This window comes from Ensifer sp. LC163, from assembly GCF_001695855.1.
GTDB lineage: Bacteria > Pseudomonadota > Alphaproteobacteria > Rhizobiales > Rhizobiaceae > Ensifer.
In genome coordinates, this window is the sequence record NZ_MBSS01000009.1 from 103577 (window position 1) to 127456 (window position 23880).

Annotated in this window: 19 protein-coding genes; 12 read left to right on the plus strand and 7 right to left on the minus strand. The window is 61.7% G+C overall.

Translation table 11 applies throughout. The features are described from left to right. Nucleotides 1-147: 147 nt before the first annotated feature. From BC360_RS08510 to BC360_RS08520, 3 genes are all read right to left on the minus strand, one after another. Nucleotides 148-1479 (minus strand): M23 family metallopeptidase, encoded by a 1332-nt coding sequence (locus BC360_RS08510; protein WP_065794903.1) that lies wholly within the window; start codon nt 1477-1479, stop codon nt 148-150. An 88-nt stretch (nt 1480-1567) separates the two neighbouring features. After that, entirely contained in the window at nt 1568-2398 is an 831-nt protein-coding gene (locus BC360_RS08515) for a ferritin-like domain-containing protein (RefSeq protein ID WP_065794904.1), read from the minus strand. A 20-nt stretch (nt 2399-2418) separates the two neighbouring features. Further along, nucleotides 2419-2886, minus strand: a complete 468-nt coding sequence (locus BC360_RS08520) for a peroxiredoxin (RefSeq protein WP_065794905.1) — start codon at nt 2884-2886, stop codon at nt 2419-2421. Nucleotides 2887-3210: 324 nt separating this feature from the next. Between BC360_RS08520 and BC360_RS08525 the strand changes: the two genes are divergently transcribed. Next, the gene (locus BC360_RS08525; protein WP_065794906.1) at nt 3211-6606 is read left to right on the plus strand and encodes a DUF3971 domain-containing protein; all 3396 of its coding nucleotides are present in this window, start codon (nt 3211-3213) and stop codon (nt 6604-6606) included. Nucleotides 6607-6656: 50 nt separating this feature from the next. Here BC360_RS08525 and tyrS read toward each other — a convergent pair whose 3' ends face one another. Beyond that, nucleotides 6657-7910 carry a tyrosine--tRNA ligase gene (tyrS, locus tag BC360_RS08530; protein ID WP_065794907.1) on the minus strand — a complete coding sequence of 418 codons (1254 nt, stop codon included), beginning with the start codon at nt 7908-7910 and terminating at the stop codon, nt 6657-6659. A 124-nt stretch (nt 7911-8034) separates the two neighbouring features. Here tyrS and BC360_RS08535 point away from each other — a divergent pair, with 124 nt between their 5' ends. Together BC360_RS08535 and BC360_RS08540 are read left to right on the plus strand one after the other, a co-directional pair. Beyond that, entirely contained in the window at nt 8035-9171 is a 1137-nt protein-coding gene (locus BC360_RS08535) for an anhydro-N-acetylmuramic acid kinase (RefSeq protein ID WP_065794908.1), read from the plus strand. A 137-nt stretch (nt 9172-9308) separates the two neighbouring features. Continuing rightward, nucleotides 9309-10508: a sensor domain-containing diguanylate cyclase gene (locus BC360_RS08540; RefSeq protein ID WP_065794909.1), complete on the plus strand. Its 1200-nt coding sequence runs from the start codon at nt 9309-9311 to the stop codon at nt 10506-10508. An 18-nt stretch (nt 10509-10526) separates the two neighbouring features. Here the strand turns inward: BC360_RS08540 and BC360_RS08545 are convergent, their stop codons facing one another. Then, the gene (locus BC360_RS08545; RefSeq protein ID WP_025427123.1) at nt 10527-11204 is read right to left on the minus strand and encodes an alpha/beta hydrolase; all 678 of its coding nucleotides are present in this window, start codon (nt 11202-11204) and stop codon (nt 10527-10529) included. 224 nt (nt 11205-11428) lie between these two features. Between BC360_RS08545 and BC360_RS08550 the strand changes: the two genes are divergently transcribed. The 9 genes from BC360_RS08550 to BC360_RS08590 all read left to right on the plus strand — a co-directional run bounded on the left by BC360_RS08550 (nt 11429) and on the right by BC360_RS08590 (nt 20595). Next, nucleotides 11429-12595: a cysteine desulfurase family protein gene (locus BC360_RS08550; protein ID WP_065794910.1), complete on the plus strand. Its 1167-nt coding sequence runs from the start codon at nt 11429-11431 to the stop codon at nt 12593-12595. A gap of 152 nt (nt 12596-12747) precedes the next feature. Continuing rightward, complete coding sequence (gene sufB / locus BC360_RS08555) at nt 12748-14217, plus strand: Fe-S cluster assembly protein SufB (RefSeq protein ID WP_065780238.1); 1470 nt, start codon at nt 12748-12750, stop codon at nt 14215-14217. Between the two features lie 78 nt (nt 14218-14295). Continuing rightward, nucleotides 14296-15051, plus strand: coding sequence for a Fe-S cluster assembly ATPase SufC (sufC, locus tag BC360_RS08560; RefSeq protein WP_065780240.1), 756 nt, complete (start codon nt 14296-14298; stop codon nt 15049-15051). Between the two features lie 22 nt (nt 15052-15073). Then, nucleotides 15074-16351 (plus strand): Fe-S cluster assembly protein SufD, encoded by a 1278-nt coding sequence (sufD, locus tag BC360_RS08565; RefSeq protein ID WP_065794911.1) that lies wholly within the window; start codon nt 15074-15076, stop codon nt 16349-16351. Nucleotides 16352-16378: 27 nt separating this feature from the next. Next, on the plus strand, nt 16379-17620 hold the full coding sequence (locus tag BC360_RS08570) for a cysteine desulfurase (RefSeq protein WP_065780244.1): 1242 nt from the start codon (nt 16379-16381) through the stop codon (nt 17618-17620). 71 nt (nt 17621-17691) lie between these two features. After that, complete coding sequence (locus BC360_RS08575; protein WP_065794912.1) at nt 17692-18072, plus strand: SUF system Fe-S cluster assembly protein; 381 nt, start codon at nt 17692-17694, stop codon at nt 18070-18072. A 93-nt stretch (nt 18073-18165) separates the two neighbouring features. Continuing rightward, nucleotides 18166-18558 (plus strand): Fe-S cluster assembly scaffold SufA, encoded by a 393-nt coding sequence (sufA, locus tag BC360_RS08580; RefSeq protein ID WP_065780248.1) that lies wholly within the window; start codon nt 18166-18168, stop codon nt 18556-18558. Between the two features lie 92 nt (nt 18559-18650). Next, nucleotides 18651-20156 (plus strand): sensor histidine kinase, encoded by a 1506-nt coding sequence (locus BC360_RS08585; protein ID WP_161491366.1) that lies wholly within the window; start codon nt 18651-18653, stop codon nt 20154-20156. Nucleotides 20157-20166: 10 nt separating this feature from the next. Continuing rightward, nucleotides 20167-20595, plus strand: a complete 429-nt coding sequence (locus BC360_RS08590) for a response regulator (RefSeq protein ID WP_065794914.1) — start codon at nt 20167-20169, stop codon at nt 20593-20595. A 49-nt stretch (nt 20596-20644) separates the two neighbouring features. Here the strand turns inward: BC360_RS08590 and gcvP are convergent, their stop codons facing one another. Both gcvP and gcvH read right to left on the minus strand, forming a co-directional pair. Next, nucleotides 20645-23509: an aminomethyl-transferring glycine dehydrogenase gene (gene gcvP / locus BC360_RS08595; RefSeq protein WP_065794915.1), complete on the minus strand. Its 2865-nt coding sequence runs from the start codon at nt 23507-23509 to the stop codon at nt 20645-20647. Continuing rightward, a complete protein-coding gene (gcvH, locus tag BC360_RS08600) occupies nt 23509-23871 on the minus strand; it encodes a glycine cleavage system protein GcvH (RefSeq protein ID WP_025427112.1) in 363 nt (120 codons plus the stop codon). Before gcvH ends, gcvP begins: the two co-directional genes overlap by 1 nt. Nucleotides 23872-23880 lie beyond the last annotated feature (9 nt).

The following is a 23880-nucleotide window of genomic DNA, read 5'->3' on the forward strand; positions in this document are numbered from 1 at the left end:
AAAACACACCACCGCGTGGCCGGGCTCTTAAGCCGAATGCCGTCGAAAGTCAAGAAATCCAGCACGTTGAAGCGGGAAAAGGTGAACGGCAACGAATCTGTTGCGTTTCTTGTCAAGTAGCAGCGGCCGGGCAGGCCGGCGCAGCGCTCATTTCATATAGCTGGCGAGCTTGCTGCCAGCGTTGAGAAACCGCATGGGATCAACCGCCTGACCGTGCAGCCGGATCTCATAATGCAGGTGCGGGCCCGTCGAGCGCCCGGTGTTGCCGGATTTGGCGACGACATCACCGGCCTTGATCCTGTCACCGACCTTGACCAAAACCGTCGAGAGATGGGCGTAGCGGCTGGCAACGCCGTTGCCATGATCGATCTCGACCATGTTTCCATAGCCACCCGTCAGGCCGGCATTGGTGACGGTGCCCGGAGCCGCCGCACGGATGCGGGTGCCGACCGTGGCACGAAAGTCGATGCCTGCGTGCAGCGCCAAGCGGCCGAGAAAGGGATCGAGCCTGTTGCCGAAGTCGCTGGTGATATCGCTTGCCGGCGACGGGTTGCCGAATGGCAGTTCGCGGACCTGAGCCCGGGTCTGCTCAAGCTCGGCAAGGGCCGAGTCGAGCGCGGCAAGCGACCGGCCGAAGCCGTCGTCGTTCACGGGCTCGACGAAAGGGCCGCCAATTGCCGCATTCGTCGAAGCTGTGGCCTCATCGGAGGGCGCCAACTCCGTGACGTCATTCTCGGACAGGGCAACACCTGTGCGACCGACGATCTTGCGGATGGCTTCGGATGTTTTGGCTGCCCCATCCGTCAGTTGCTCAAGCCGCTCCATCTGGTCGCGCTCCACATCCTTCAGCGAGAGCGTCACTTTCGAAAAGAGCCGATCGGCGCGGTCGGAGGTGCTTTCGCCTGGCGCGGGCCGGGCATAGGCAAGGGCGGCGATACGGGCAGGCGCAGCACCTTGCACGCCGCTCAGCCCCATCAACTTTTCGATCGCCTGAACGCCGCCGGTAGCATCGGCACGTTTTTCGTGGGCGAGGGGTTCAACCTCTGCCGGCTGGGTGAAGTCGGTCGACAGGCCCGAGTTTTCCGCCCGTTCGATCAACGCACCAAGTTTGCCGTTGCGAGAGGAAAGCGCCTGTTGTTGCTGAAGCAGTTTTTCGACCTTCTCTTCGACCACCTGCTGATCAAGCAACTGTCGGCTCGTCACGCGATCGACCTGTGCCCGTAACGCAGTGATTCGGTCTTCGTATTCGTGCTGCATGCGTGCCTGACGGGCGATCGTGCCACCGATGAGGTCGTCGCGAAGAACGAGGTAGGATGTGGCGGCGAGGTAACCGATGCTGAAAACACCGGCTGCGGAAACGGCAAGGGCCGCCATCCACGGACGCACGGTCATATGGCGGACCTTGTCACCGCTCGCCAGGATCAAGACGTGATTCTGCGCGCGCTTTCCGAAGGTGCGATTTGCCGAACGTTCAGACACTCCACCACTCCCGCCATCTGCGAATTGTCTCGCACTGCTTGACGGGCATTACACTTCGTTAGGGTTAATATTTGGTTGAGTGCTCGCACTACGAGAGATTGGTCGACGCGGTCATCGAGCGGTAGAAGGATGGAGTGAGGCCGGCTTCCGCCCGGGCAATGTCGTTGAACGGCGCCTTGAGCGGGCCGCGAAAATTGGCGCGGACAAGCTGCTGAAACGTTGCCGCCGGATCCTTTCTTTCGCGCGCGCAGAGAAAGCGGAACCATTTGGCACCGACCGCCACATGGCCTTTCTCGTCCTCGTAGATGACGTCGAGCACCGCGGCCGTCTCAAAGTCTCCTGTCTCGCGCATGCGCGCCTGCAGGGCCGGTGTCACGTCGAGCCCGCGCGCCTCCAGGATCAGCGGGACGACGGCAAGCCTGGCGGTCAGGTCGTTGCGTGTGTCGTGCGCCGCCTGCCAAAGTCCGTCATGGGCAGGCAGGTCGCCATAGTCGGCGCCAAGGTCGTTCAGGCGCTGGCGAACCATGCGGAAGTGCTTGGCCTCTTCGAATGCAACCTTCATCCATCCATCGAAAAACGAGTTCGGCACTGTTTCGGACGCGAAGCGCGCGACGATATCGAGCGCGAGGTCGACGGCATTGAGTTCGATATGGGCAATCGAATGCAAGAGCGCGATCCGCCCCTTGAGCGAGCCGAGCGAGCGCTTCTTCACCTGCGTCGGTGGCGTCAGAACAGGCTTTTCCGGCCGACCCGGCCGCAGCGGAACCGGGCGGTCGAGCGGCGAACGCAGCGACAGGGTACGGCGCTGCCAGCGCCGGGCGGCTTCCTGCGCCAGCTCAGTCTTGACGGCGAGATCCGCAGCGCTGATCGCCTCGACAGCGGCGCCGCGCAGGCTGTGGAACGTGGGAAGCGTCGTCATCTCGGTCTCTTCGTTTTCACTCAGAGCTCCTTGGCGGCCTCGAGCACTTCGTTGGCGTGGCCATTAACCTTGACCTTTTCCCAGACGCGCGCGATCCGGCCGTCGGTGGCAATGAGGAAGGTGCTGCGTTCAACGCCCATATATTTGCGGCCGTAAAGGCTCTTTTCCACCCAGAGGCCGTAGGCGTTGATGACGGACTTCTCCTCGTCGGCAGCAAGCGTTACCGCCAAGTCATGTTTCTTGGCGAAGCGGTCGTGACGTTTCACCGAATCGGGTGATATCCCGATCAGCTCGACGCCTGCGGCGGCAAATTCCGGGGCAAGTGCGGTGAAGGAGATCGCCTCCAGCGTGCAACTTTTGGTGTCGTCCTTCGGGTAGAAGAACAACACGACTGGGCGTCCGCGCAGGGCCGAAAGCGCGATCGTACCGCCGCCGTTACGGGGAAGCGTGAAGTCGGGAGCGAGATCTCCGGGAGTAAGGCCTGCCATGAATAAACCTTCCTTGCGCCAAGTTTTGCGGACAATCGCCGGCTAGGGCATATCGAGAATCAGCGACCTCCGTCCAGCGGATTTGTGCTAGATTTGACAGGTTCCGGACGGGTTGCGTCGATAGGACCCTTTGCCCGGCATCCACACACGCGAAACCCGCGGATGTGTGAATGCTTTCCACAGCATGGTCGGTAAGACGTGATGACACCGTCCGGCCAGATGTGGTCTACGTGACGGTGAAAATGATCCGTCGACCCGTTGCCGCATGATGCATCGACGGGAGCGGCGGGCTTTCCCGTACTGAACCGGAGGGCGTCCGCGCCGATGAGTGAGATCCGCGGCGAAAAAGTCGGCTTTCGCAAGAAAGACATCGTCGCGTTGCATGCGTTGCCCTCAGCGCAGGCACACGAACCCGTCATCGTGCATGCGCCACACAAACGCGGGATCCTGGGTTTTCTCAGCAAGATTGCGGTTTGCGGCTTTCTGCTTGCCTTCATCATTGCAGCCAGCCTGATCGCCGTCGTCGAGAGCGGGGCTATCGACGGCACGCTCAATGCGCGCGCCCGCACGGCGCTGAACGCGGCGCTCGGCGGTGCCTATCGCGCCGAGGTCGGCAGCACCGTCGTTCGCATGACCTCAAACGGTGCCTTGGCGCTGAAGGCGCGGGAAGTGGCGCTGAGCGAAACCACATCCGGCCAGCCGGTTGCAAAATTGAGTTCGATATCCATTGCCCTCGACCCTCTGGCACTGTTGACGGGCCGGATCGCGGTTTCACGCCTTGAAGCGGAAGGCGGCGATTTCGACACAGGCCTCCTGCCACGCGGCGAGCCGATCGACCTGACAAAGATCAAAATCGCAGATGTCGGCGACGCGCTGGAGCAGCTTTTTGCCCATGTCGACCGCATGTCACAGATGGCGGCAGGACGCGGTGACCAGACGGTCTTGCTTTCCAATTTCTCCTTCACCGTCGCCGGCGCGCGTGACCGCGTCGTGCCGGTCGATGCAAAAGAACTGGAGTTCAATCGTGATGCCGATGGCTCGATGCACGTCAAAGGCAGCGTTGCCGTCGATGGTGTCGATGTCGATCTGAGCGCCAACGCTCTTGGTGCAAAAGGTCATGTGTCGGGTTTCGAAGCCGCGATTTCGAACGTTCCGTTGAAGCCCTTCTTCTATCACGGCCCCTTCGGCAAGGAGGCGGCCTTCGGCATCGACGCAACGGCGGGACTGACGCTGACAGCAACGCGCGCCGCTGAAGGCGCAAAGCCCGATCTTCGCGTGGCGGTCAGGACATCGGAGGGCGCGTTCCACGCCGGTGGACTGATGTCGACGATCAATCCATCGCAAATGGATATCGCCTATGATTTCGAGCGCGCTTCGGTCGAGATCCTGCCATCGACCGTCAATATCGGCCGCTCGATCTTCCCGTTTACCGGTGCAGTGAAGGACCTCGACAAGATCACAGGTGCAACCGACCAGGGCTTTGCCATCGATCTCCTGTTCAGGAATGCCAGCTCTGCGCCGGAGGACATTGCGGAGCGCCCTTTGATCTTCGACGCGAAGGCGAGCGGCCGCTTCACCTCTGATGCGCGCCACCGCCTGATCTTCGATCAGCTCGCCGTTTCCAGCCCGCTCGGTTCCATGTTCGGTTCGCTTTCGGTCGCCTTCGGCAAGACCTCGCCGCAGGTGAGCTTTGCCGCGGTCAGCGATCGCATGGAGCCGACCGCGGTCAAGCAGCTCTGGCCATGGTGGCTTGCCAAGGGCGCCCGCCGGTGGGCGATAGGCAACCTCTTCGGCGGCACAGTCACCGATGCGCGCATCGAAGTTTCGGTGGCAGAGGGGCGGATAGCCGAGAACGAAGGCGAGCTGAAGCTCGGCGAAAAAGAACTGAACATCACGTTCAACATCGACGATACGCGCGTCAATATTGCCGGCGAGATTCCACCGCTGCGCGACACGTCGGGCACGTTCAAGCTGAGCGGCCAGCGCATGGAAGTGGGCGTCAAGCAGGGAGCCGCCTACTTCCCCTCTGGCCGATCCGTCGCGCTCAATGGTGGCGATTTCATCATTCCCGATGTCTACACCAAACCGCTGATCGCTGAGATGAAGATCGAAGTTGGCGGTCAGGCCGACGCGATCGCCGAGCTCGTCACCTACAAGCCGATACAGGCGTTGCAAAAGACACCGTTCGTTCCCGGCGACTTTACCGGTCCGCTGACCGCACAGGTCGGAGCGCGCTTTGGCCTCGTCACCGACCAGCACCCACCGCCGCCTCTCTGGCAAGTGGAAATGCAACTCGATGACGTCACTGTCACGCGCCCGATCTCCGGGCGTGACGTCTCCAATCTTTCCGGCACGTTCCGGGTCGACAACGAGCAGGCGGTTCTCGATGCCAATGCGGTTGTTGAAGGCGCAAAGGTCAAGATCGCGCTCACCGAACCGGTCGACAGCAAATCGAAGGTCAAGCGCAAACGCGAAATCAGCGGCACACTCGATGATGCAGCCCGAGAGAAGCTGATGCCTGGCCTGTCGAAGATCATCTTCGGGCCGATGAACGTCGATCTGGTGATCGATGAAGCTGATATGCAGCATGCCACTATCGATCTGACCAGGGCAAAACTCTCGCTTCCGTGGATCGGCTGGAACAAAGGCGCAGGCATTCCTGCGGAGGTGCGCTTCACATCCGATATCAGCGACAGCGTCACAACCATCAAGGACTTTGCGATCGCCGGCGACGGTTTCGGCGCGCGCGGCACCCTGCAGGTCGATGACGCCGGCATAGTCAACGCAAAACTCAGCAATGTCCGCCTGGCGCAGGGCGACGATTTCAACGTTGTCATCGATCGCCGCAAGGGCATCCATGTCGTCACGCTGAGCGGCACTTCGGCCGACATTCGTCCGATCCTTGCCCAGATGAAGAGCGGCGCGAACGGCAACGGCGGCAGCGGTGACGACATCACCATCCAGGGCCAACTCGGTCGCGTCGCCGGCTTCAACGGCGAAGTGCTGTCGAATGTGAATCTGGTGTATTCGGAACGGGGCCAACAGATCGAAGACATCAACCTGTCGGCGGTGACCGGCAGCGGCCAGGCGGTGGTAGCGCGGCTAGCCAAATCGGGCGCCGACAACACGCTTGAGCTGACCACTGGCGACGCCGGTTCGCTTGCTCGCTTTGCAGATATCTACAGCAACATGCGCGGCGGTCTCTTGAACCTGAAGCTGCGCGATCGCGGCGGCCGGTCGTGGCGCGGCTCGGTCGACATCCGCAAGTTCTCGCTCGTCGGCGAACAACGCCTGCAGTCGATGGTTTCGACGCCGGCGGGACAGGACGGGCGAAGCCTCAATCAGGCAGTCCGCCGTGACATCGACGTCAGCACGGCACGCTTCGAACGCGGCTTCGCCCAGCTTGCGCTTGATCGCGGTGCCATCCGCGTCGATGGCGGCGTCCTCAGGGGGACCGATGTCGGCGCGACCTTCCAGGGAACCGTGCGCGACGGCAACGGCATCATGGACATGACGGGCACCTTCATGCCCGCCTACGGCTTGAACCGGATTTTCGGGGAGCTGCCGTTGATCGGCGTCCTGCTCGGCAATGGCCGTGACCGCGGCCTGCTCGGCATCACCTTCAAGCTCAATGGCCCGTTCAGCCAGCCGAAGTTGACGATCAATCCGCTTTCGATCATCGCGCCCGGGGTCTTCCGCAGCATTTTCGAGTTTCAATAAAAAGGCCGGCGCAATGGCCGGCCTTCGACATGGTCTGATTGACGCCTGACTTAAGCAGGGCGAATCAGGATGTGCTTCTTCTTGCCGAGCGACAGCTTGACGATGCCATCCGAGGTCACGTCACCGCTGCCAATCAGGCGGCGCTCATCGCTGACGGCCTCGTCATTGATGCGCACGGCACCCCCCTGAACGTGACGGCGGGCTTCGCCGTTCGATGAGGCAAGTCCTGCGCGCACGACGAGCGTCAGCAGGCCGATGCCGGCCTCGAGCTCGGATGCGGGCACATCGATCGACGGCAGGTTTTCCGAGACAGCACCTTCCTCGAAGGTCTTGCGGGCCGTCTCTGCCGCCTGCTCGGCAGCGGCGCGGCCGTGCAGCATGGCGGTGATCTCGGTGGCAAGGATCTTCTTGACCTCGTTGATCTCCGAGCCGCCGAGCTGCGAAAGCCGCGCGATCTCCGCCATCGGCAGCGTCGTGTAGAGCTTGAGGAAACGCGAAACGTCGGCGTCCTCGGTGTTGCGCCAGTACTGCCAGAAATCGTAGGCCGACAGCATGTCCGGGTTCAGCCAGATGGCGCCATTGACCGACTTGCCCATCTTCGCGCCCGACGATGTCGTTAACAGCGGCGAGGTGAGGGCGTAAAGCTGCGTCGTTCCCATGCGGTGGCCAAGGTCGAGACCGTTGACGATGTTGCCCCACTGATCGGACCCACCCATCTGCAGCCGGCAGCCGGTACGCTTGTGCAGTTCGACGAAATCGTAGGCCTGCAGGATCATGTAGTTGAACTCGAGGAACGACAGCGATTGCTCGCGATCAAGCCGCATCTTGACGCTGTCGAACGACAGCATGCGGTTGACCGAGAAGTGGCGGCCGACGTCGCGCAGGAATTCAAGGTAGTTGATGCCAAGCAGCCAGTCGGCGTTGTTGATCATCAGCGCGTCCTTGGGGCCGTCGCCGTAGGTGAGGTAGTTCGAAAACACCGTCTTGATGCTGGCAATATTGGCGTCGATCGTCGCCGGCGTCATCAGCTGGCGCGCCTCGTCCTTGAAGGAGGGGTCGCCAACCATGCCGGTGCCGCCGCCCATCAGCGAGATCGGCCGGTGACCGGTCGCCTGCAGCCAGTGCAGCATCATGATCTGAATGAGGCCGCCGGCGTGAAGGCTCGGCGCCGTCGGGTCAAAGCCGATATAGGCAGTCACGGTCTCCGTCCGGAACAACTGGTCGAGGCCGGCGTCATCCGAACTCTGATGGATGAAACCGCGCTCGCTGAGGGTGTGGAGGAAATCGGACTTGAACTCGGACATGACCTGTCTCTTTCGGCTGGGTAGAACGTCTGCGCGCGGCGTTTAGCACTGTTTGGGCAAAAGTGCACGTCTTTGCTTGGCCGATGATTTTGCTATGTAGACAGACAACGCCTTGGAGGAATGCATGGGCAAGATCATGACCGCGGTCGGCTTGATGAGCGGGACGAGCATGGACGGGATCGACGTGGCGCTGCTGCATACCGACGGCGACGCGATTGTCGAACGGGGGCCTTCGGCCGGATACGCCTACGACGCCCGCTTCCGCGACCGGCTGAAGCAGGGTCTCGAAGACGCAAAGTCGATCGCAAGCCGCGGGCAACGGCCAGGCATCCTGGCCGATCTCGAACGGGAACTGACACTCAGGCATGTCGAGGCGGTTCGAACCTTTCTCCAGCATAACAACATCTTGCACGAAAGTGTTGATGTCCTTGGCTTTCACGGTCAGACGGTGCTTCACCGGCCAGACGACGGCTTGACCGTCCAGATCGGCGACGGGGCGCTGCTCGCCCGCGAAACGGGCATCGATGTGGTCTATGACATGCGCGCCAACGACATGGAGCACGGCGGCCAGGGCGCACCGCTCATTCCTGCCTATCACGCGGCGCTTGCCCGAAGCGCCGCAGCGAATGGCGAACTGGTTGCGCCGGTCGTCTTCGTCAACATCGGCGGCATCTCCAATCTGACGTTCATCGGATCGGACGACGGACTGGTTGCCTACGACAGCGGCCCCGGCAACACGCTGATCGATCAATGGGTGGAGGCACATGCCGGCATTCCCTTTGACCAGGGCGGCATGATCGCCAGCGAAGGCAGCGTGTTGCCGGATCTCGCCGAACGCTATCTGCTCAATCCCTTCTTTTCGGCAGAAAAGCGCCGTTCGCTCGATCGCAACGATTTCGCGCCGCCACAGGGAAAAGACGCCAATCTCGAAGACGGTGCGCGCACGCTCGCCTACGTCACGGCCGCCGCGATCGTCAAATCGGCCGGTCACCTGCCTTCTGCGCCTGCAACCTACATCGTTTGCGGCGGCGGCAGGCTCAATCCGGTGATCATGCGGGATCTGGCATCCCAGGCGAAGATCCATGGTGCAGACGTGCTCGCGGCCGAGGCGATCGGCTTCAACGGCGATTCGATGGAAGCCGAGGCCTGGGCCTATCTTGCGGTTCGGTCGCACCGAGGGCTACCCCTGACCTATCCAGGCACGACCGGCGTGCGCCAACCGCTGACCGGTGGAAAATGGGCATCACATACGCCCGCGTGACAGCAGGAAGCGTCAGCGCCCCACATTTTGATCGATTAATCAATTTTTCGCCCGCCGCCGATAGTATCGTCCGGCGCTGTCACATGAGGCGGCACCAAGCGGCCTTGCCGTAGCAATAGACAATTCGGGTTCCGTCGATGGGTGGTGCGATTTCTCTGCTGGCTGTGAACTTCATCATCGCCCAGATATTCACTGCAGCATTTCTTGTGATAGCCGCGAAGAGCCGGTCCAGACGCGCCGCGCTCTATTGCGCGGGCGGGTTTGCCGTTGCGTCATTCGCGGCGGTGTTCGAAGCCGTCGTGCCGTTTACATCCTTCCCTCGTTTTTTCGCCATCAGTGCATTCGCGAGTGTGCTCGCCGGTTTCTGTCTGTTGCGCTTCGGCCTCGGTCTGTTCTATCGCGTGCCGGCCAACTGGCAGGTTCTTGTCGCGTTCTTCCTGGCCTCAGTGGCGCTCGACCTGGGCATATACGACCTGCCGAGAGGAACGCTGCAGCATGCGGCACTTTATCAGTTGCCGTTCTTCGTCATTCAGGCGTGCTCGGCATCAGTCGTCATCCGCTCCGAACGGCGCTCGGCGGCAGACTGGATCCTGCTCTCGCTGCTGGTACTGACCTCTTGCTACTATCTCCTGAAAGTCTATGCCGCTGTGGCAGCCGGCTCCGGGGCAACGGCTCAGGATTATGTATCGAGCCCGTTCGCGCTGATTTCCCAGGCGCTTGGCGCCATGCTGATCGTCAGCACCGGCCTTGCCATGCTCGGCGTCATGGTCAAGGAGATCGTCGACGACGCGCGTGCACGCTCGGAAATCGACCTGCTTTCCGGGCTCTACAACAGGCGCGGCTTCACCGAGCGTGTCATCCCAATGCTCCAACTGCGCGAAGGCCGCCTGCCGGGCACCTTGATTCTGGCCGACCTCGACCGTTTCAAACTGGTGAACGACAGCTACGGTCATCACACGGGCGACGAGGTGATCCGTCGGTTTGCGCGGGTCCTGAAGGATGTCATGCCCAACCGCGCGGTTGCCAGTCGTCTTGGCGGCGAAGAATTTGCAGTGTTCCTGCCGTCCACCGACCTGGAAGAGGCGCGGGTGGTCGCGCACGGAATGCGCGCTGCGATGATGTCGCAGAGGATCGACGGCCTTGCGGAGCAGGCGAGAGTGACCGCGAGCTTCGGTGTTGCGGCCGTTGCAAAGGCTGAACCGCTCGAACAGGCGATGCAGCGGGCAGACAAGGCGCTCTATGCAGCAAAGGAAAACGGGCGCAACCGGGTAGAATGCGCCGCGGTGCCGCAGAATGTGGTCAACCCAACGGTCCCACAATGGATCGGGCGGCCTTGAGAGCCGCCCGCATCGGCATCAGCGGATGCGCTTGGCAGCCGGTTCCGGCGTCAGTTCGCCGTTGAGGCGACGGTCGAGGTAATCCTCGCATTCCGCCATCAGGCCTTCGACCTGGCCATTGAAGAAGTGGTTGGCTCCCGGCACGGTCTTATGGGTGATGAGAATACCCTTCTGTGCCTTCAGCTTTTCGACAAGTCCGTTCACGTCCTTCTCTGGCGCCACCTTGTCCGAATCACCGTTGATGATCAGACCGGAAGACGGGCAGGGCGCCAGGAACGAGAAGTCATAGGTGTTGGGCTGCGGAGCGACGGCCATGAACCCTTCGATTTCCGGGCGGCGCATCAGGAGCTGCATGCCGATCCAGGCGCCGAAGGAATAGCCGGCAACCCAGCAGCTCTTCGAATCAGGATGCAGGCTCTGCACCCAGTCGAGCGCCGATGCGGCATCCGACAGTTCGCCGGCCCCGTGATCGAATTCACCCTGGCTACGGCCGATGCCCCGGAAGTTGAAACGCAGCGTCGTAAAGCCGCGCTTCTGGAACATGTAGAAAAGCTGGTAGACGATCTGGTTGTTCATCGTGCCGCCGAACTGCGGGTGCGGGTGCAGGATGATGGCAATCGGGGCGCTCTTCTGCTTCGAAGGCTGATAGCGGCCTTCGAGGCGGCCGGCAGGTCCGTTGAAGATAATTTCGGGCATTGGCTCTCCGGGGGTGTTCCTGGTTCGAATCTTGGTTTCGGATCGCGATGAGTCTTGACGAAAGCACTCAGCTTTTCTAAAACCTAGTTTAGAACCGTTCAAAACTTCTGTGCGGGCATTCCGCCGTGTGTTTCGTCTCATAAGGCAAGCGAGGCGGAAAATTCAAGGAAAATGCACCGTCGGTGGTTGTCGGCGATGAGTCTATTGTTCTAGCGAAGGAAATTATGTCGAGCTCGCGCATCTATATGGACTGGAACGCCACGGCGCCGCTTCTTGCCGAAGCGCGCGACGCGTGCCTGTCTGCGCTCGACCTGGTCGGCAACCCTTCCTCGGTCCATGGCGAGGGCCGGACGATCCGCACGCTGATCGAAAATGCCCGCCGCGACGTGGCTGCCCTTTGCGGCGCCAAGGCGGCAAGCGTGATCTTTACCAGCGGTGCGACCGAAGCAGCCAACATGGTGTTGACGCCCGATTTCCGCATGGGCCGGACGCCGCTGAAGATCGGCCGGCTCTATGCATCCGCTATCGAACATCCGGCCGTGCGCGAAGGCGGGCGGTTTGGGCGCGAGAACGTTTCGGAAATCCCGGTGACGGCCGCCGGCGTCGCCGATCTGGAGGCACTGCGCGAACTCCTGGATGCACATGACCGCGAAAGCGGGTTGCCGATGGTGGCGGTGATGCTGGTCAACAACGAAACCGGCATCGTTCAGCCTGTTGCCGAGATTGCGGAGATTGTTCGAGGCCATGGCGGCATTCTCGTCGTCGACGCGGTGCAGGCCGCCGGACGACTGCCGCTTTCAATCGAAGCATTGGGCGCGGATTTTCTCATCATCTCCTCGCACAAGATCGGCGGTCCCAAGGGGGCCGGCGCGCTTGTCGCCCGTGGAGAGATCATGATGCCGACACCATTGATCAAGGGCGGCGGCCAGGAGAAAGGCCATCGGTCCGGCACGGAGAATGCGGTCGCACTTGCAGGCTTTGCCGCGGCGGCGCGCAAAGCCGCCGATAATCTCACGGAGCGAATGACATCGGTGGCGGCACTTCGCGACCGGCTGGAACAGGAGATTCAAGTCTCGGCGCCGGATGTGGTCATCCACGGCCGCGACGTTTCGCGCGTTGGCAACACCACCTTCTTCACGCTTCCTGGTATGAAGGCGGAAACGGGGCAGATCGCTTTCGATCTTGAAGGCGTGGCACTTTCGGCAGGCTCGGCCTGCTCGTCCGGCAAGGTCGGCCAGAGCCACGTGCTGACGGCCATGGGCTATGACCCGCGCCAGGGCGCACTGCGCATCTCGATCGGGCCCGGCACGACGGAAGCGGAGATCGAGCGTTGCGCGGCAGTGTTCGCCAAGGTGGCGGCAAGGCGCCGCGCAACGGGGCAAGCCGCATGAGCACGTGCGGTTGAACGAAATTGCGGAAAAGCAATTTTCCGCTTGGCAAACGGGGTGAAAAGCGCCTTTTAGCCATTACATAAGCGGTGCGCCAAGTTCGCATCGTGTTGACAAGCTACCGGACCTTGGATCCGGAAAGATTGGAGAACGACATGCCTGCCGTGCAGGAGACCATTGATCAGGTCCGTCAGATCGACGTGGACCAGTACAAATACGGATTTGAGACGACCATCGAAGTCGAGAAGGCGCCGAAGGGTCTTTCCGAAGACATCATTCGTTTCATCTCCGCCAAGAAGAGCGAACCGGAATGGATGCTGGAATGGCGTCTTGAGGCTTATCGCCGTTGGCTGACGATGACAGAGCCCAGCTGGGCGCGCGTCAGCTATCCGAAGATCGACTTCAACGACATCTATTACTACGCCGCACCGAAGGGCACGACGGGGCCGAAGTCGCTTGACGAAGTCGATCCCGAAATTCTCAAGGTTTACGAGAAGCTCGGTATCCCGCTGAAGGAACAGGAAATCCTTGCCGGCGTGCAGAAGTCGAGGATTGCTGTCGATGCCGTGTTTGACAGCGTTTCGGTGGTCACGACCTTCAAGGAAGAACTGAAGAAGGCCGGCGTGATCTTCATGTCGATCTCCGAGGCGATCCGCGAACATCCCGATCTCGTCAAGAAGTATCTCGGCTCCGTCGTTCCGCCGACCGACAACTACTACGCGACGCTCAACTCCGCCGTCTTCACCGATGGCTCGTTCGTCTACGTGCCGAAGGGCGTTCGCTGCCCGATGGAACTGTCGACCTACTTCCGTATCAACGAGAAGAACACCGGCCAGTTCGAGCGCACGCTGATCATCGCTGAAGAAAGCGCCTACGTTTCCTACCTCGAAGGCTGCACGGCGCCGCAGCGCGACGAAAACCAGCTGCACGCGGCTGTGGTCGAACTCGTTGCTCTCGATGAAGCCGAGATCAAGTATTCGACGGTCCAGAACTGGTACCCCGGCGACAAGCAGGGCAAGGGCGGCATCTACAACTTCGTCACCAAGCGTGGCGATTGCCGCGGCAAGAACTCCAAGATCTCCTGGACCCAGGTGGAAACCGGTTCGGCGATCACCTGGAAGTACCCGTCCTGCATCCTGCGCGGTGACGGCTCGCGCGGCGAGTTCTACTCGATCGCCGTATCGAACGGCCACCAGCAGATCGACAGCGGCACCAAGATGATCCACCTCGGCAAGAACACGTCGAGCCGCATCATCTCCAAGGGCATTGCTGCCGGCGTTTCGGAAAACACCTATCGCGGCCAGGTTTCGGCCCACCGCAAGGCCGAAAACGCCCGCAACTTCACCCAGTGCGACTCGCTGCTGATCGGCGACAAATGCGGCGCGCACACCGTGCCCTATATCGAGGCAAAGAACTCGACGGCACAGTTCGAGCACGAAGCGACGACCTCGAAGATCTCCGAGGACCAGCTGTTCTACTGCCTGCAGCGCGGCATTCCGCAAGAGGCGGCGATCGCGCTGATCGTCAACGGCTTCGTCAAGGAAGTCATCCAGGAACTGCCGATGGAATTCGCGGTTGAAGCGCAGAAGCTGATCGGCATCTCGCTGGAAGGCTCGGTCGGCTGAGGCCCTGAACTGAATATTGAATGGCGCGCATCAGCTTTGCGCGCGAACAGACGTTCGTTTCCCAAGAGGACGATAGAAATGCTTGAAATCAAGAACCTGCACGCACGCATCGCCGAAGACGGCACTGAAATCATCCGTGGCCTGAACCTGACCGTAAAGGCCGGCGAAGTCGCCGCCATCATGGGTCCGAACGGCTCCGGCAAGTCGACGCTGTCCTACATCCTGTCTGGCCGCGAAGACTACGAAGTCACCGAAGGCGAGATCCTTTACAACGGCGAGAACATCCTTGAGCTCGAGGCTTCCGAGCGTGCGGCCAAGGGCATCTTCCTCGCCTTCCAGTACCCGGTCGAAATCCCGGGCGTTGCCACCATGCAGTTCCTGAAGGTGGCAATGAACGAGCAGCGCAAGTATCGCGGCGAAGACGAGATGACGACGCCGGACTTCATGCGTCGGGTCAAGGAAGCCGCCGCCGAGCTGAAGATCGCGCCGGAGATGCTGCGCCGTCCGCTGAACGTCGGCTTCTCCGGCGGTGAAAAGAAGCGCGCCGAGATCCTGCAGATGGCTCTGCTCGAGCCGAAGCTGTGCGTGCTCGACGAAACAGACTCCGGTCTTGACATCGATGCGTTGAAGATCGTTGCCGACGGCGTCAACGCGCTGCGTTCGCCCGACCGCGCCGTGATCGTCATCACCCACTACCAGCGCCTGCTCGACTACATCATTCCGGACACCGTGCACGTGCTCTACAAGGGACAGGTCATCAAGTCGGGCGACAAGACGCTTGCACACGAACTCGAAGCCAACGGCTACGCGGACCTCATCGAGGCCGCGGCCTAGGGCCTGTTGAAGGAGTGTTCGAATGAATATGCAACAGGCAATCAAGATGACGGCAGCCGAAACGGCGCTCGTCGATGCCTATACCACGCAGATCGGCGACCTGCCGGGCGACGGCTCGGTGCTGTCGGTTCGTGACACCTTGGTGCACGAACTGCGGACGGCCGGCCTGCCGACGCGCCGCGTCGAATCCTGGCACTATACGGACCTTCGCACACTGCTGCGGACGGTGCCTGCCGCCGATCCGACGGCGTTCGCCGATCGCGTCGAGGCACTTGTCGCCGGCTCGACCGTGCTTTCGGTGCGCAACGGCCATGCGGATCTCAAAGGTAATGCGCCTGAGGGCGTAACGATCCGTTCCTATACCGATAGCCTGCTCGACGGTTCTGCCGCCGCTGGCCTTGCCGTGCTCGGCTCCGACGACGCGATCGGGCGCATCAATGGCGGCCTTGTGCGCGGCGGTCTGGAACTTGCGATTGCAGACGGCACCGAGCTGGAAGATCCGCTCGAAATCCAGCTGGTACAGAGCATGGGCCAGGCGCATACGCGCTTCCCGGTTTCCTTCGGTGCTGGCGCCAAGGCAACCGTGATCGAGCGCCACCTGTCGACCGATGACGGCGAGAGCCTGGTCTCGACAGTCAACGACGTGACGGTGGGCGAAGGCGCAGATATCATCTGGATCATCCTGCAGCAGCAGGGGGTCGCCGACACGCATTTCGGCCAGATCCGCTTCGATCTCGCCAAGGACGCCAAGCTGTATCTTTTCGTCATCAATGCCGGCGGCAAGCTGGTGCGACAGGAGATCCACGGCAAGACGAGCGGCGAAGGCGCCGACTTCAAACTGCGCGGCATCAACCTGCTCGGCGGCGAAAGCCACACGGACGTGACCTTCACGCTTGGCCACAACGTGCCGCACACCACATCGACGGAAATCATCCGCAACGTGGTCTTCGATCGCGCCAAAGGCGTCTTCCAGGGCAAGATCCTGGTGGCCAAGGACGCGCAGAAGACCGACGCGCGGATGGCGTGCAACACGCTGCTTCTTTCGGACGATGCCGACCTTTCGTCCAAGCCCGAGCTGGAGATCTTCGCCGACGACGTGCAGTGCGGTCACGGCGCGACGGTTACCGACATCGACCACACGCAGCTCTTCTATCTGCTTGCGCGCGGCATCCCGGAAAACAAGGCGCGGGCGATGCTCGTCAACGCCTTCGTCGCCGAAATCGTCGAGGAACTCGAAGACGAGCCGCTGGTCGAGGCGCTGGAAGGCGTAATCTCGACCTGGCTCGTGAAGCATGCCTGACAGGCGCGTCTGATTGGATTGAAAGACATGGAACACACTGTGCCGGTGCCAGCCTATGACGTCGAAGCGATCCGCAAGGATTTCCCGATCCTGTCGCGGACCGTCTATGGCAAGCCGCTTGTCTATCTCGACAACGGCGCATCGGCGCAGAAGCCGCAGGTCGTCATCGACGCGGTGTCCCATGCCTACGCCAACGAATACGCCAATGTGCATCGCGGACTGCATTTCCTCTCGAATGCGGCCACCGAAGCCTACGAGGCGTCGCGCGAGAAAGTGCGCCGCTTCCTGAACGCACCATCCGCCGACAACATCATCTTCACCAAGTCTTCGACCGAGGCGATCAACACGGTCGCCTATGGCTACGGCATGCCGAAGCTGGGCGAGGGCGACGAGATCGTGCTGTCGATCATGGAGCACCACTCCAACATCGTGCCGTGGCATTTCATCCGCGAACGCCAGGGCGCCAAGCTGGTCTGGGCGCCGATCGACGATGACGGCGCATTCCATATCGAAGATTTCGTCAAGTGCCTGACGGAGCGCACAAAGCTCATCGCCATTACCCATATGTCGAACGCTCTGGGCACCGTGGTTCCGGTCAAGGAGATCTGCCGCATCGCCCGCGAGCGCGGCATTCCGGTGCTGGTCGACGGCAGTCAGGGCGCCGTTCATACGCCGGTCGACGTGCAGGACATCGATTGCGACTGGTACGTGATGACCGGTCACAAGCTCTACGGCCCCTCCGGCATCGGCGTGCTTTACGGCAAGATGGACCGCCTGAAGGAAATGCGACCCTTCATGGGCGGCGGTGAAATGATCGAGGAAGTGACCGAAGACCGCGTCACCTATAACGATCCGCCGCATCGTTTCGAAGCCGGCACACCGCCGATCGTCCAGGCGATCGGGCTCGGTTATGCTCTCGACTACATGGAAAAGATCGGCCGGGCGGCGATCACGAAACACGAGGCAGATCTGACCGCCTATGCGCGCGAGCGTCTATCAGCGATCAACTCGCTCAAGGTGTTTGGCGATGCGCCTGGCAAGGGCAGCATCTTCTCCTTCGAGATTGCCGGTGTTCACTCCCATGATATCTCGATGGTGATCGATCGCGCCGGCGTTGCGGTGCGGGCGGGTACGCATTGTGCGCAGCCGCTCTTGAAACGCTTCGGCGTGACCTCCACATGCCGGGCATCCTTCGGCCTCTACAATACGCGGGCCGAAGTGGACGCTCTGGCGGATGCGCTCGACTACGCGCGCAAGTTCTTCGCCTGATCGAGTTTGAAAAATGGTTCAGAACTTCTACTCAAGCATCTGAACTGAAATAGAAAGTCTAGGAGGCCGACATGAGCCTGGATGCAACGGAAGACAAGATCGACGTCCGCGAGGGCATCGTGCATTCGGCAATCCCGGCCGAAGAACTGGCACGTCTGAGCGACGATATCATTGGCGCACTGAAGACGGTTTACGACCCGGAAATCCCGGCGGATATTTTCGAACTCGGCCTGATCTACAAGATCGATATCGAGGACGACCGCATGGTCAAGATCGACATGACACTGACGGCGCCCGGCTGCCCTGTTGCCGGCGAGATGCCCGGCTGGGTCGAAAATGCCGTGGGCGCCGTCGAAGGCGTGTCAGGTGTCGAGGTTTCGATGACCTTCGATCCGCCGTGGACGCCTGACCGCATGTCGGAGGAGGCCCAGGTCGCCGTCGGCTGGTACTGAGGGTCCCGTATTGATCCGTTAAGCTGCGGACACTACATTTGATTCTGGAAAGCGCCGGGCCTTTACCCCGGTGACGACAAGGAGAAAGAGCCGATGGGCTTTGCCGTGATGAGCTTGACCGATGCTGCTGCCGGCCGCGTTCTGGCGATCGTTGAAAATGCAGGTGGCGACGCTCTGGGAATCCGCGTCGGCATCAAGAAGGGCGGCTGCGCCGGCATGGAATATGCCGTCGATCTGGTAACCGAACCCAATTTGAAGGACGACTTGATCGAACACCAGGGTGCAAAGGTCTGGGTCGCTCCCGAGGCCGTGCTTTACCTGCTCGGCACGCAGATGGATTTCGAGGTGACGGCCTTGCGCTCCGGCTTCACCTTCAACAATCCAAACCAGACGTCCGCCTGCGGCTGTGGTGAATCAGTGGAGCTGAAGCCGGCCGATCTGGCCGCTCTCGCCGCCCAGGGCGATGCCGTCGTGCGCGCGCACTGAGCGTCCCAACCTTCTCGAACAGACATCGGGCCCGGGTTTTCGCCGGGCCTTTTTTCTGCTGATATAAGGGTGCGTGACTGGGGGAGATGGGCGTGACGGCGTTCGACGAGGAGCTTGTCTTCAAGGCGCTCTATGAGACCTTTCCCGATCCGGTGATCATCCTCGACGCGGAGCGCATCATTCGCTCGGCCAACCCGGCCGCACTTGCCCAATTCGGCTATGCAGCTGCTGCCTTCATCGGCCGGCCGGCGCGACTTATCTATTCTGACGACGACGAATACAACAGGCGGCTGCGCAATCGCGCCGCAAGGGTCGACGAGAGGATCGCGCGCACTTCGACCTACACCTACGTCAGGCGCGACGGCTCGATGTTCTCAGGCCATTTGCGCACGACACCGCTCATCGATGCCGCCGGGCAGGAGCTGGCCCTGATCGGCATCATCCGCGATGTCTCTGATCTCGCCAAGGCGGTGCTTGAGAGACAGCAGGCGTCCGACATGCTCGACGCAGCACTCGACGTCATGCCCGAAGGTTTCGCGATCTTCGATGCCGAGGAGAGGCTGCTGGTCTACAATCGCGCCTATGTCACGATCTGCGGTCCGGCCGGCCCCTTGCTTCGCCCTGGCATCACCGCCGAAGAGATCCTTCTGCTTGCGCAGAAGGAGGGCCACTATCCCGAGGCCCTGCCCGACAGCCCGGACTGGCAGGCCTGGGTGGCCCACCGACTGCAGGATTTTCGCCAGCCGGACAACAGGGCGAAGATCTACCGTTACGCCGGCGACCGGTGGCTGAGGGTGGAAAATATCAAGACCAAGGACGGAAACACGGTCGTCCTGCGCGTCGACGTGACGGAACTGAAGCGCGCGGAACTGGCGCTCGAGCGCCAGCGACAGGAGCTTGAGCACAAGAACGAAGCACTCGATCAGTTCACGGCGACCGTCTCCCATGACCTGAAGGCACCGTTGCGGCACATCTCGATGTTCTCCGAGATGATCGAGGACGAGCTGGCCGCCGGCAACCAGGATGAAGTCTCAGCCAGCGCCCGCCATCTGCGCGACAGCGCCAAGCGGATGAACCGAGTGATCGACAGCCTGCTCGATTATTCGCAAATCGCCTATCAGATCAGCACCTGGTCCGATGTTAACATCAGCGACATCGTCGCCGATACGCTCAGCGTTCTGGGCGGCCACGCCCGCGAGGCGAATGTGGCCTTCGAGATCGGTGCGCTGCCAAAGGTACAGGGTGATCCGGAGCTTTTGCGCCGGCTCGTTCAGAACCTGATCGGCAATGCCATAAAGTACCGCCACCCGGATCGCGGGCCGGTCGTGCGCGTCAACGGCCGCGCCGTCGGTCAGCAAGTCGAGCTTGTCGTCGAGGACAATGGCATCGGCATCGACCCGCGGTTCGCAACCCGTATTTTCGAACTGTTCCAGCGCCTGCACCATGACGAAAGCACCTATGGCGGCACTGGCATCGGCCTTGCGCTCGCCAAGCGGATCGCCGAAAGCCACAACGGATCGATCCATCTTGACACGGACTTCACCGAAGGCGCACGATTTGTGGTGACTCTTCCGAAACGGATGCGGAAAACCAGATAAGGCGACCAGGTTGGCCAAGTCACCGAAGCGATTGCTTGTGGTGGACGACAACGTGCACGACGCGCGTTTCGTCACGCGCGCCCTTTCGCAGATCGACGACACGCTCGATATCGTCCATGTCATCCACGCAGACGAGGCCGTGGCGCGCCTTGAGCACGACCACTTCGATTATGTGCTGCTCGATATCAAGATGCCCGGCGTCGACGGGATGGAATTGCTGGAGCGCATTCGCACCAATGAGGGCACGTCGGTGGTGCCGGTCATCGTGCTGACGTCATCCACCAGTCCGAGCGACGTCTTCCGGTCCTACAAGGCCGGCGCGAACGCCTATGCGGCAAAACCGTCGTCGCTCTCGGGTTACCGGCAATTCGCCGAGGCCTTCGTCCGCTTCTGGATAGACAACACCTTGCCGCCGCGCGGTGTCGTGCTTCACCAATAGACGTAGGATACGGGGCGCGCCGTTGCGGCGCGCCCCGCCTATCATCAGTTTATTCTGCTGCTTCCGCGTAGCTTTCCAGCGGCGGGCAGGTGCAGACGAGGTTGCGGTCGCCGAAGACGTTGTCGACGCGGTTGACCGGCGACCAGTACTTGTCGACCCGGAAGGCGCCCGGCGGGTAGCAGGCCTGTTCGCGCGAATAGGGACGATCCCAATCGCCGACCAGGTCTTCGACCGTGTGCGGAGCGTTCTTCAGCGGATTGTTCACCTTGTCCATCCGGCCTTCCTCGATGGCGCGGGCTTCCTCGCGGATTGCCAGCATTGCATCACAGAAGCGGTCAATCTCGGCCTTGGTTTCCGATTCTGTCGGCTCGATCATCAGCGTTCCGGCGACCGGCCAGCTCATGGTCGGAGCGTGGAAACCGCAGTCGATCAGGCGCTTGGCAACGTCGTCAACGGTGACGCCGGCGCTTTCGACCAGCGGACGGGTGTCGATGATGCACTCATGCGCCACACGGCCCTTGGACGACTTGTAGAGCACCTCGTAGGCGCCTTTCAGCCTTGCGGCGATGTAGTTGGCGTTGAGGATCGCCACCTTCGTCGCCTGGGTCAGGCCTTCGCCGCCCATCATCAGGCAGTAGCTCCAGGAGATCGGCAGGATCGAGGCCGAGCCGAAGGGAGCTGCCGAAACCGCGCCGTCATGGCCGTCCGTTTCCGGGTGGCCGGGCAGGTAGGGTGCCAGATGCGCCTTGACGCCGATCGGACCCATGCCGGGACCGCCGCCGCCATGCGGAATGCAGAAGGTCTTGTGCAGGTTCAGGTGGCTGACGTCGGAGCCGATGTCGCCGGGGCGGGCAAGGCCGACCATGGCATTCATGTTGGCGCCGTCCAGGTAGACCTGGCCGCCGTGCTTGTGCACGATCTCGCAGACCTCACGCACGTTCTCCTCGAACACACCGTGCGTCGAGGGATAGGTGATCATGCAGCACGAGAGGTTTTCCGCGTACTGCTCGGCTTTCGCACGGAAATCGTCCATGTCGATGTCGCCGTTGTCGCTGACCTTGATGACGACGACCTTCATGCCGGCCATATGGGCGGACGCCGGGTTGGTGCCGTGGGCCGAGGTCGGGATCAGGCAGACATCACGATGGCCGTTGCCCTGCGCCAGGTGGTACGCCCGGATCGTCAGCAGACCGGCATACTCGCCCTGTGCGCCGGAGTTCGGCTGCATGGAGATCGCGTCATAGCCGGTGACGGCGCAGAGCTTCTCCGACAGGTCCTCGATCATGTGCTGGTAGCCGGCGGCCTGATCCTTCGGAACGAAAGGATGGATTTCGGCAAATTCCGGCCAGGTGATCGGCAGCATCTCCGCCGTGGCGTTGAGTTTCATCGTGCAGGAGCCGAGCGGGATCATCGCCCGGTCGAGCGCGAGGTCGCGGTCCGAAAGACGGCGGATATAACGCGTCATTTCGCTTTCGGCGCGGTTCATGTGGAAGATCGGATGGGTCAGGTATTCGCTGGTGCGCAGCAGCGGCTGCGGCAGGCGGTAGCCCGGCTCGAACTCTTCCACCTTGAAGTCGCCACCGAAGGCCCGCCAGACGGCTTCGAGCGTGACGGGGCGCGAGCGCTCGTCGAGGCTGATGCCGATCTTGGTGTCGCCGATCTTGCGCAGGTTGACTTCCTCGGCGACGGCAGTCTTGAGGATGATGCCCTGCAGCTTGCCGACATCGACAGTGATCGTATCGAAGAATACGTCCGGCTCGACAGTGTAGCCGAGCTTTTCGAGACCCATGGCGAGGCGAACGGTCTTCTGGTGAACGCTCTGGGCAATCGCCTTGATGCCCTTCGGTCCATGGAAGACGGCATACATCGAAGCCATGACGGCCAGCAGCACCTGGGCGGTGCAGATGTTCGACGTCGCCTTTTCGCGGCGGATGTGCTGTTCGCGGGTCTGCAGCGACAGACGATAGGCGCGGTTGCCGCGCGCGTCGACGGAGACGCCGACGAGACGGCCCGGCATCGAGCGCTTGTGCGCGTCCTTGACGGCCATGTAGGCGGCATGCGGGCCGCCATAACCGACCGGAACGCCGAAGCGCTGGGTGCAGCCGATGGCAATGTCAGCCCCCATTTCGCCGGGCGACTTCAGCAGCGCAAGCGCCAGCGGATCGGCCGCGACCGTTGCGATCGCGCCGGTCTGGTGCAGGCGGGCGATCAGGCCGGTGAAGTCATGGACGTGGCCGTAGGTGCCCGGGTACTGGAAGATGGCGCCGAAGACATCGACCGGATCGAGATCGGTGAACGGGTTGCCGATGATGATCTGCCAGCCGAGCGGCTCGGCACGGGTTTTGAGCAGCGCAATCGTCTGCGGGTGGCAGTTCTCATCGACGAAGAAGGCTTTCGCCTTGGACTTCGAGACACGTTCGGCCATAGCCATCGCTTCGGCAGCGGCCGTCGCTTCGTCGAGCAGCGAGGCATTGGCAACGTCGAGGCCCGTCAGGTCGCAGACCATGGTCTGGTAGTTGAGCAGCGCTTCCAGGCGACCCTGGCTGATTTCCGGCTGATACGGCGTGTAAGCCGTGTACCAGGCCGGGTTTTCCAGGATGTTCCGCTGGATGACCGGCGGCGTGATCGTGCCGTAATAGCCCTGGCCGATCAGCGACACGAGCTTCTGGTTGCGGTTTGCCGTTTCGCGCATCTTGTCGAGCGCTTCGCGCTCGGTCATCGGCGCGCCCCAGGCGAGCGGCGTCTTTTGACGGATCGACGGCGGCACGGTGTCATCGATGAGCGCGTCGAGCGACGGATAACCGACGACCTTCAGCATCTCATCCATTTCTGCCGGCGACGGGCCGATATGACGCCGGTTGGCGAAGTCATACGGCTTGTAGTCGGTAAAGGTGAAGTCCTTGGGCATGCTCATCAGGCGACGAGCTCCTTGTAGGCCGCTTCGTCGAGAAGGGCGTCGGCTGCGTTCGGATCGGCGAGTTTCAGCTTGAAGAACCAGGCAGCGCCCTGCGGGTCGCTGTTGACCAGCGACGGGTCGTCGACGATCGCCTGGTTGACTTCGACGATTTCGCCATCAAGTGGACAATAGACGTCGGATGCTGCCTTGACGGATTCAACGGTTGCCGCCGTGTCGCCCTTGGCAAAGGTGGAGCCGGTTTCCGGCAGTTCCACAAACACGAGGTCGCCGAGCTGGCCGGCCGCGTGTTCGGTGATACCGACCGTTGCTACGCCAGCTTCGACCTTCAGCCACTCGTGTTCGTCGGTGAACTTCAACATTTGCGCTCT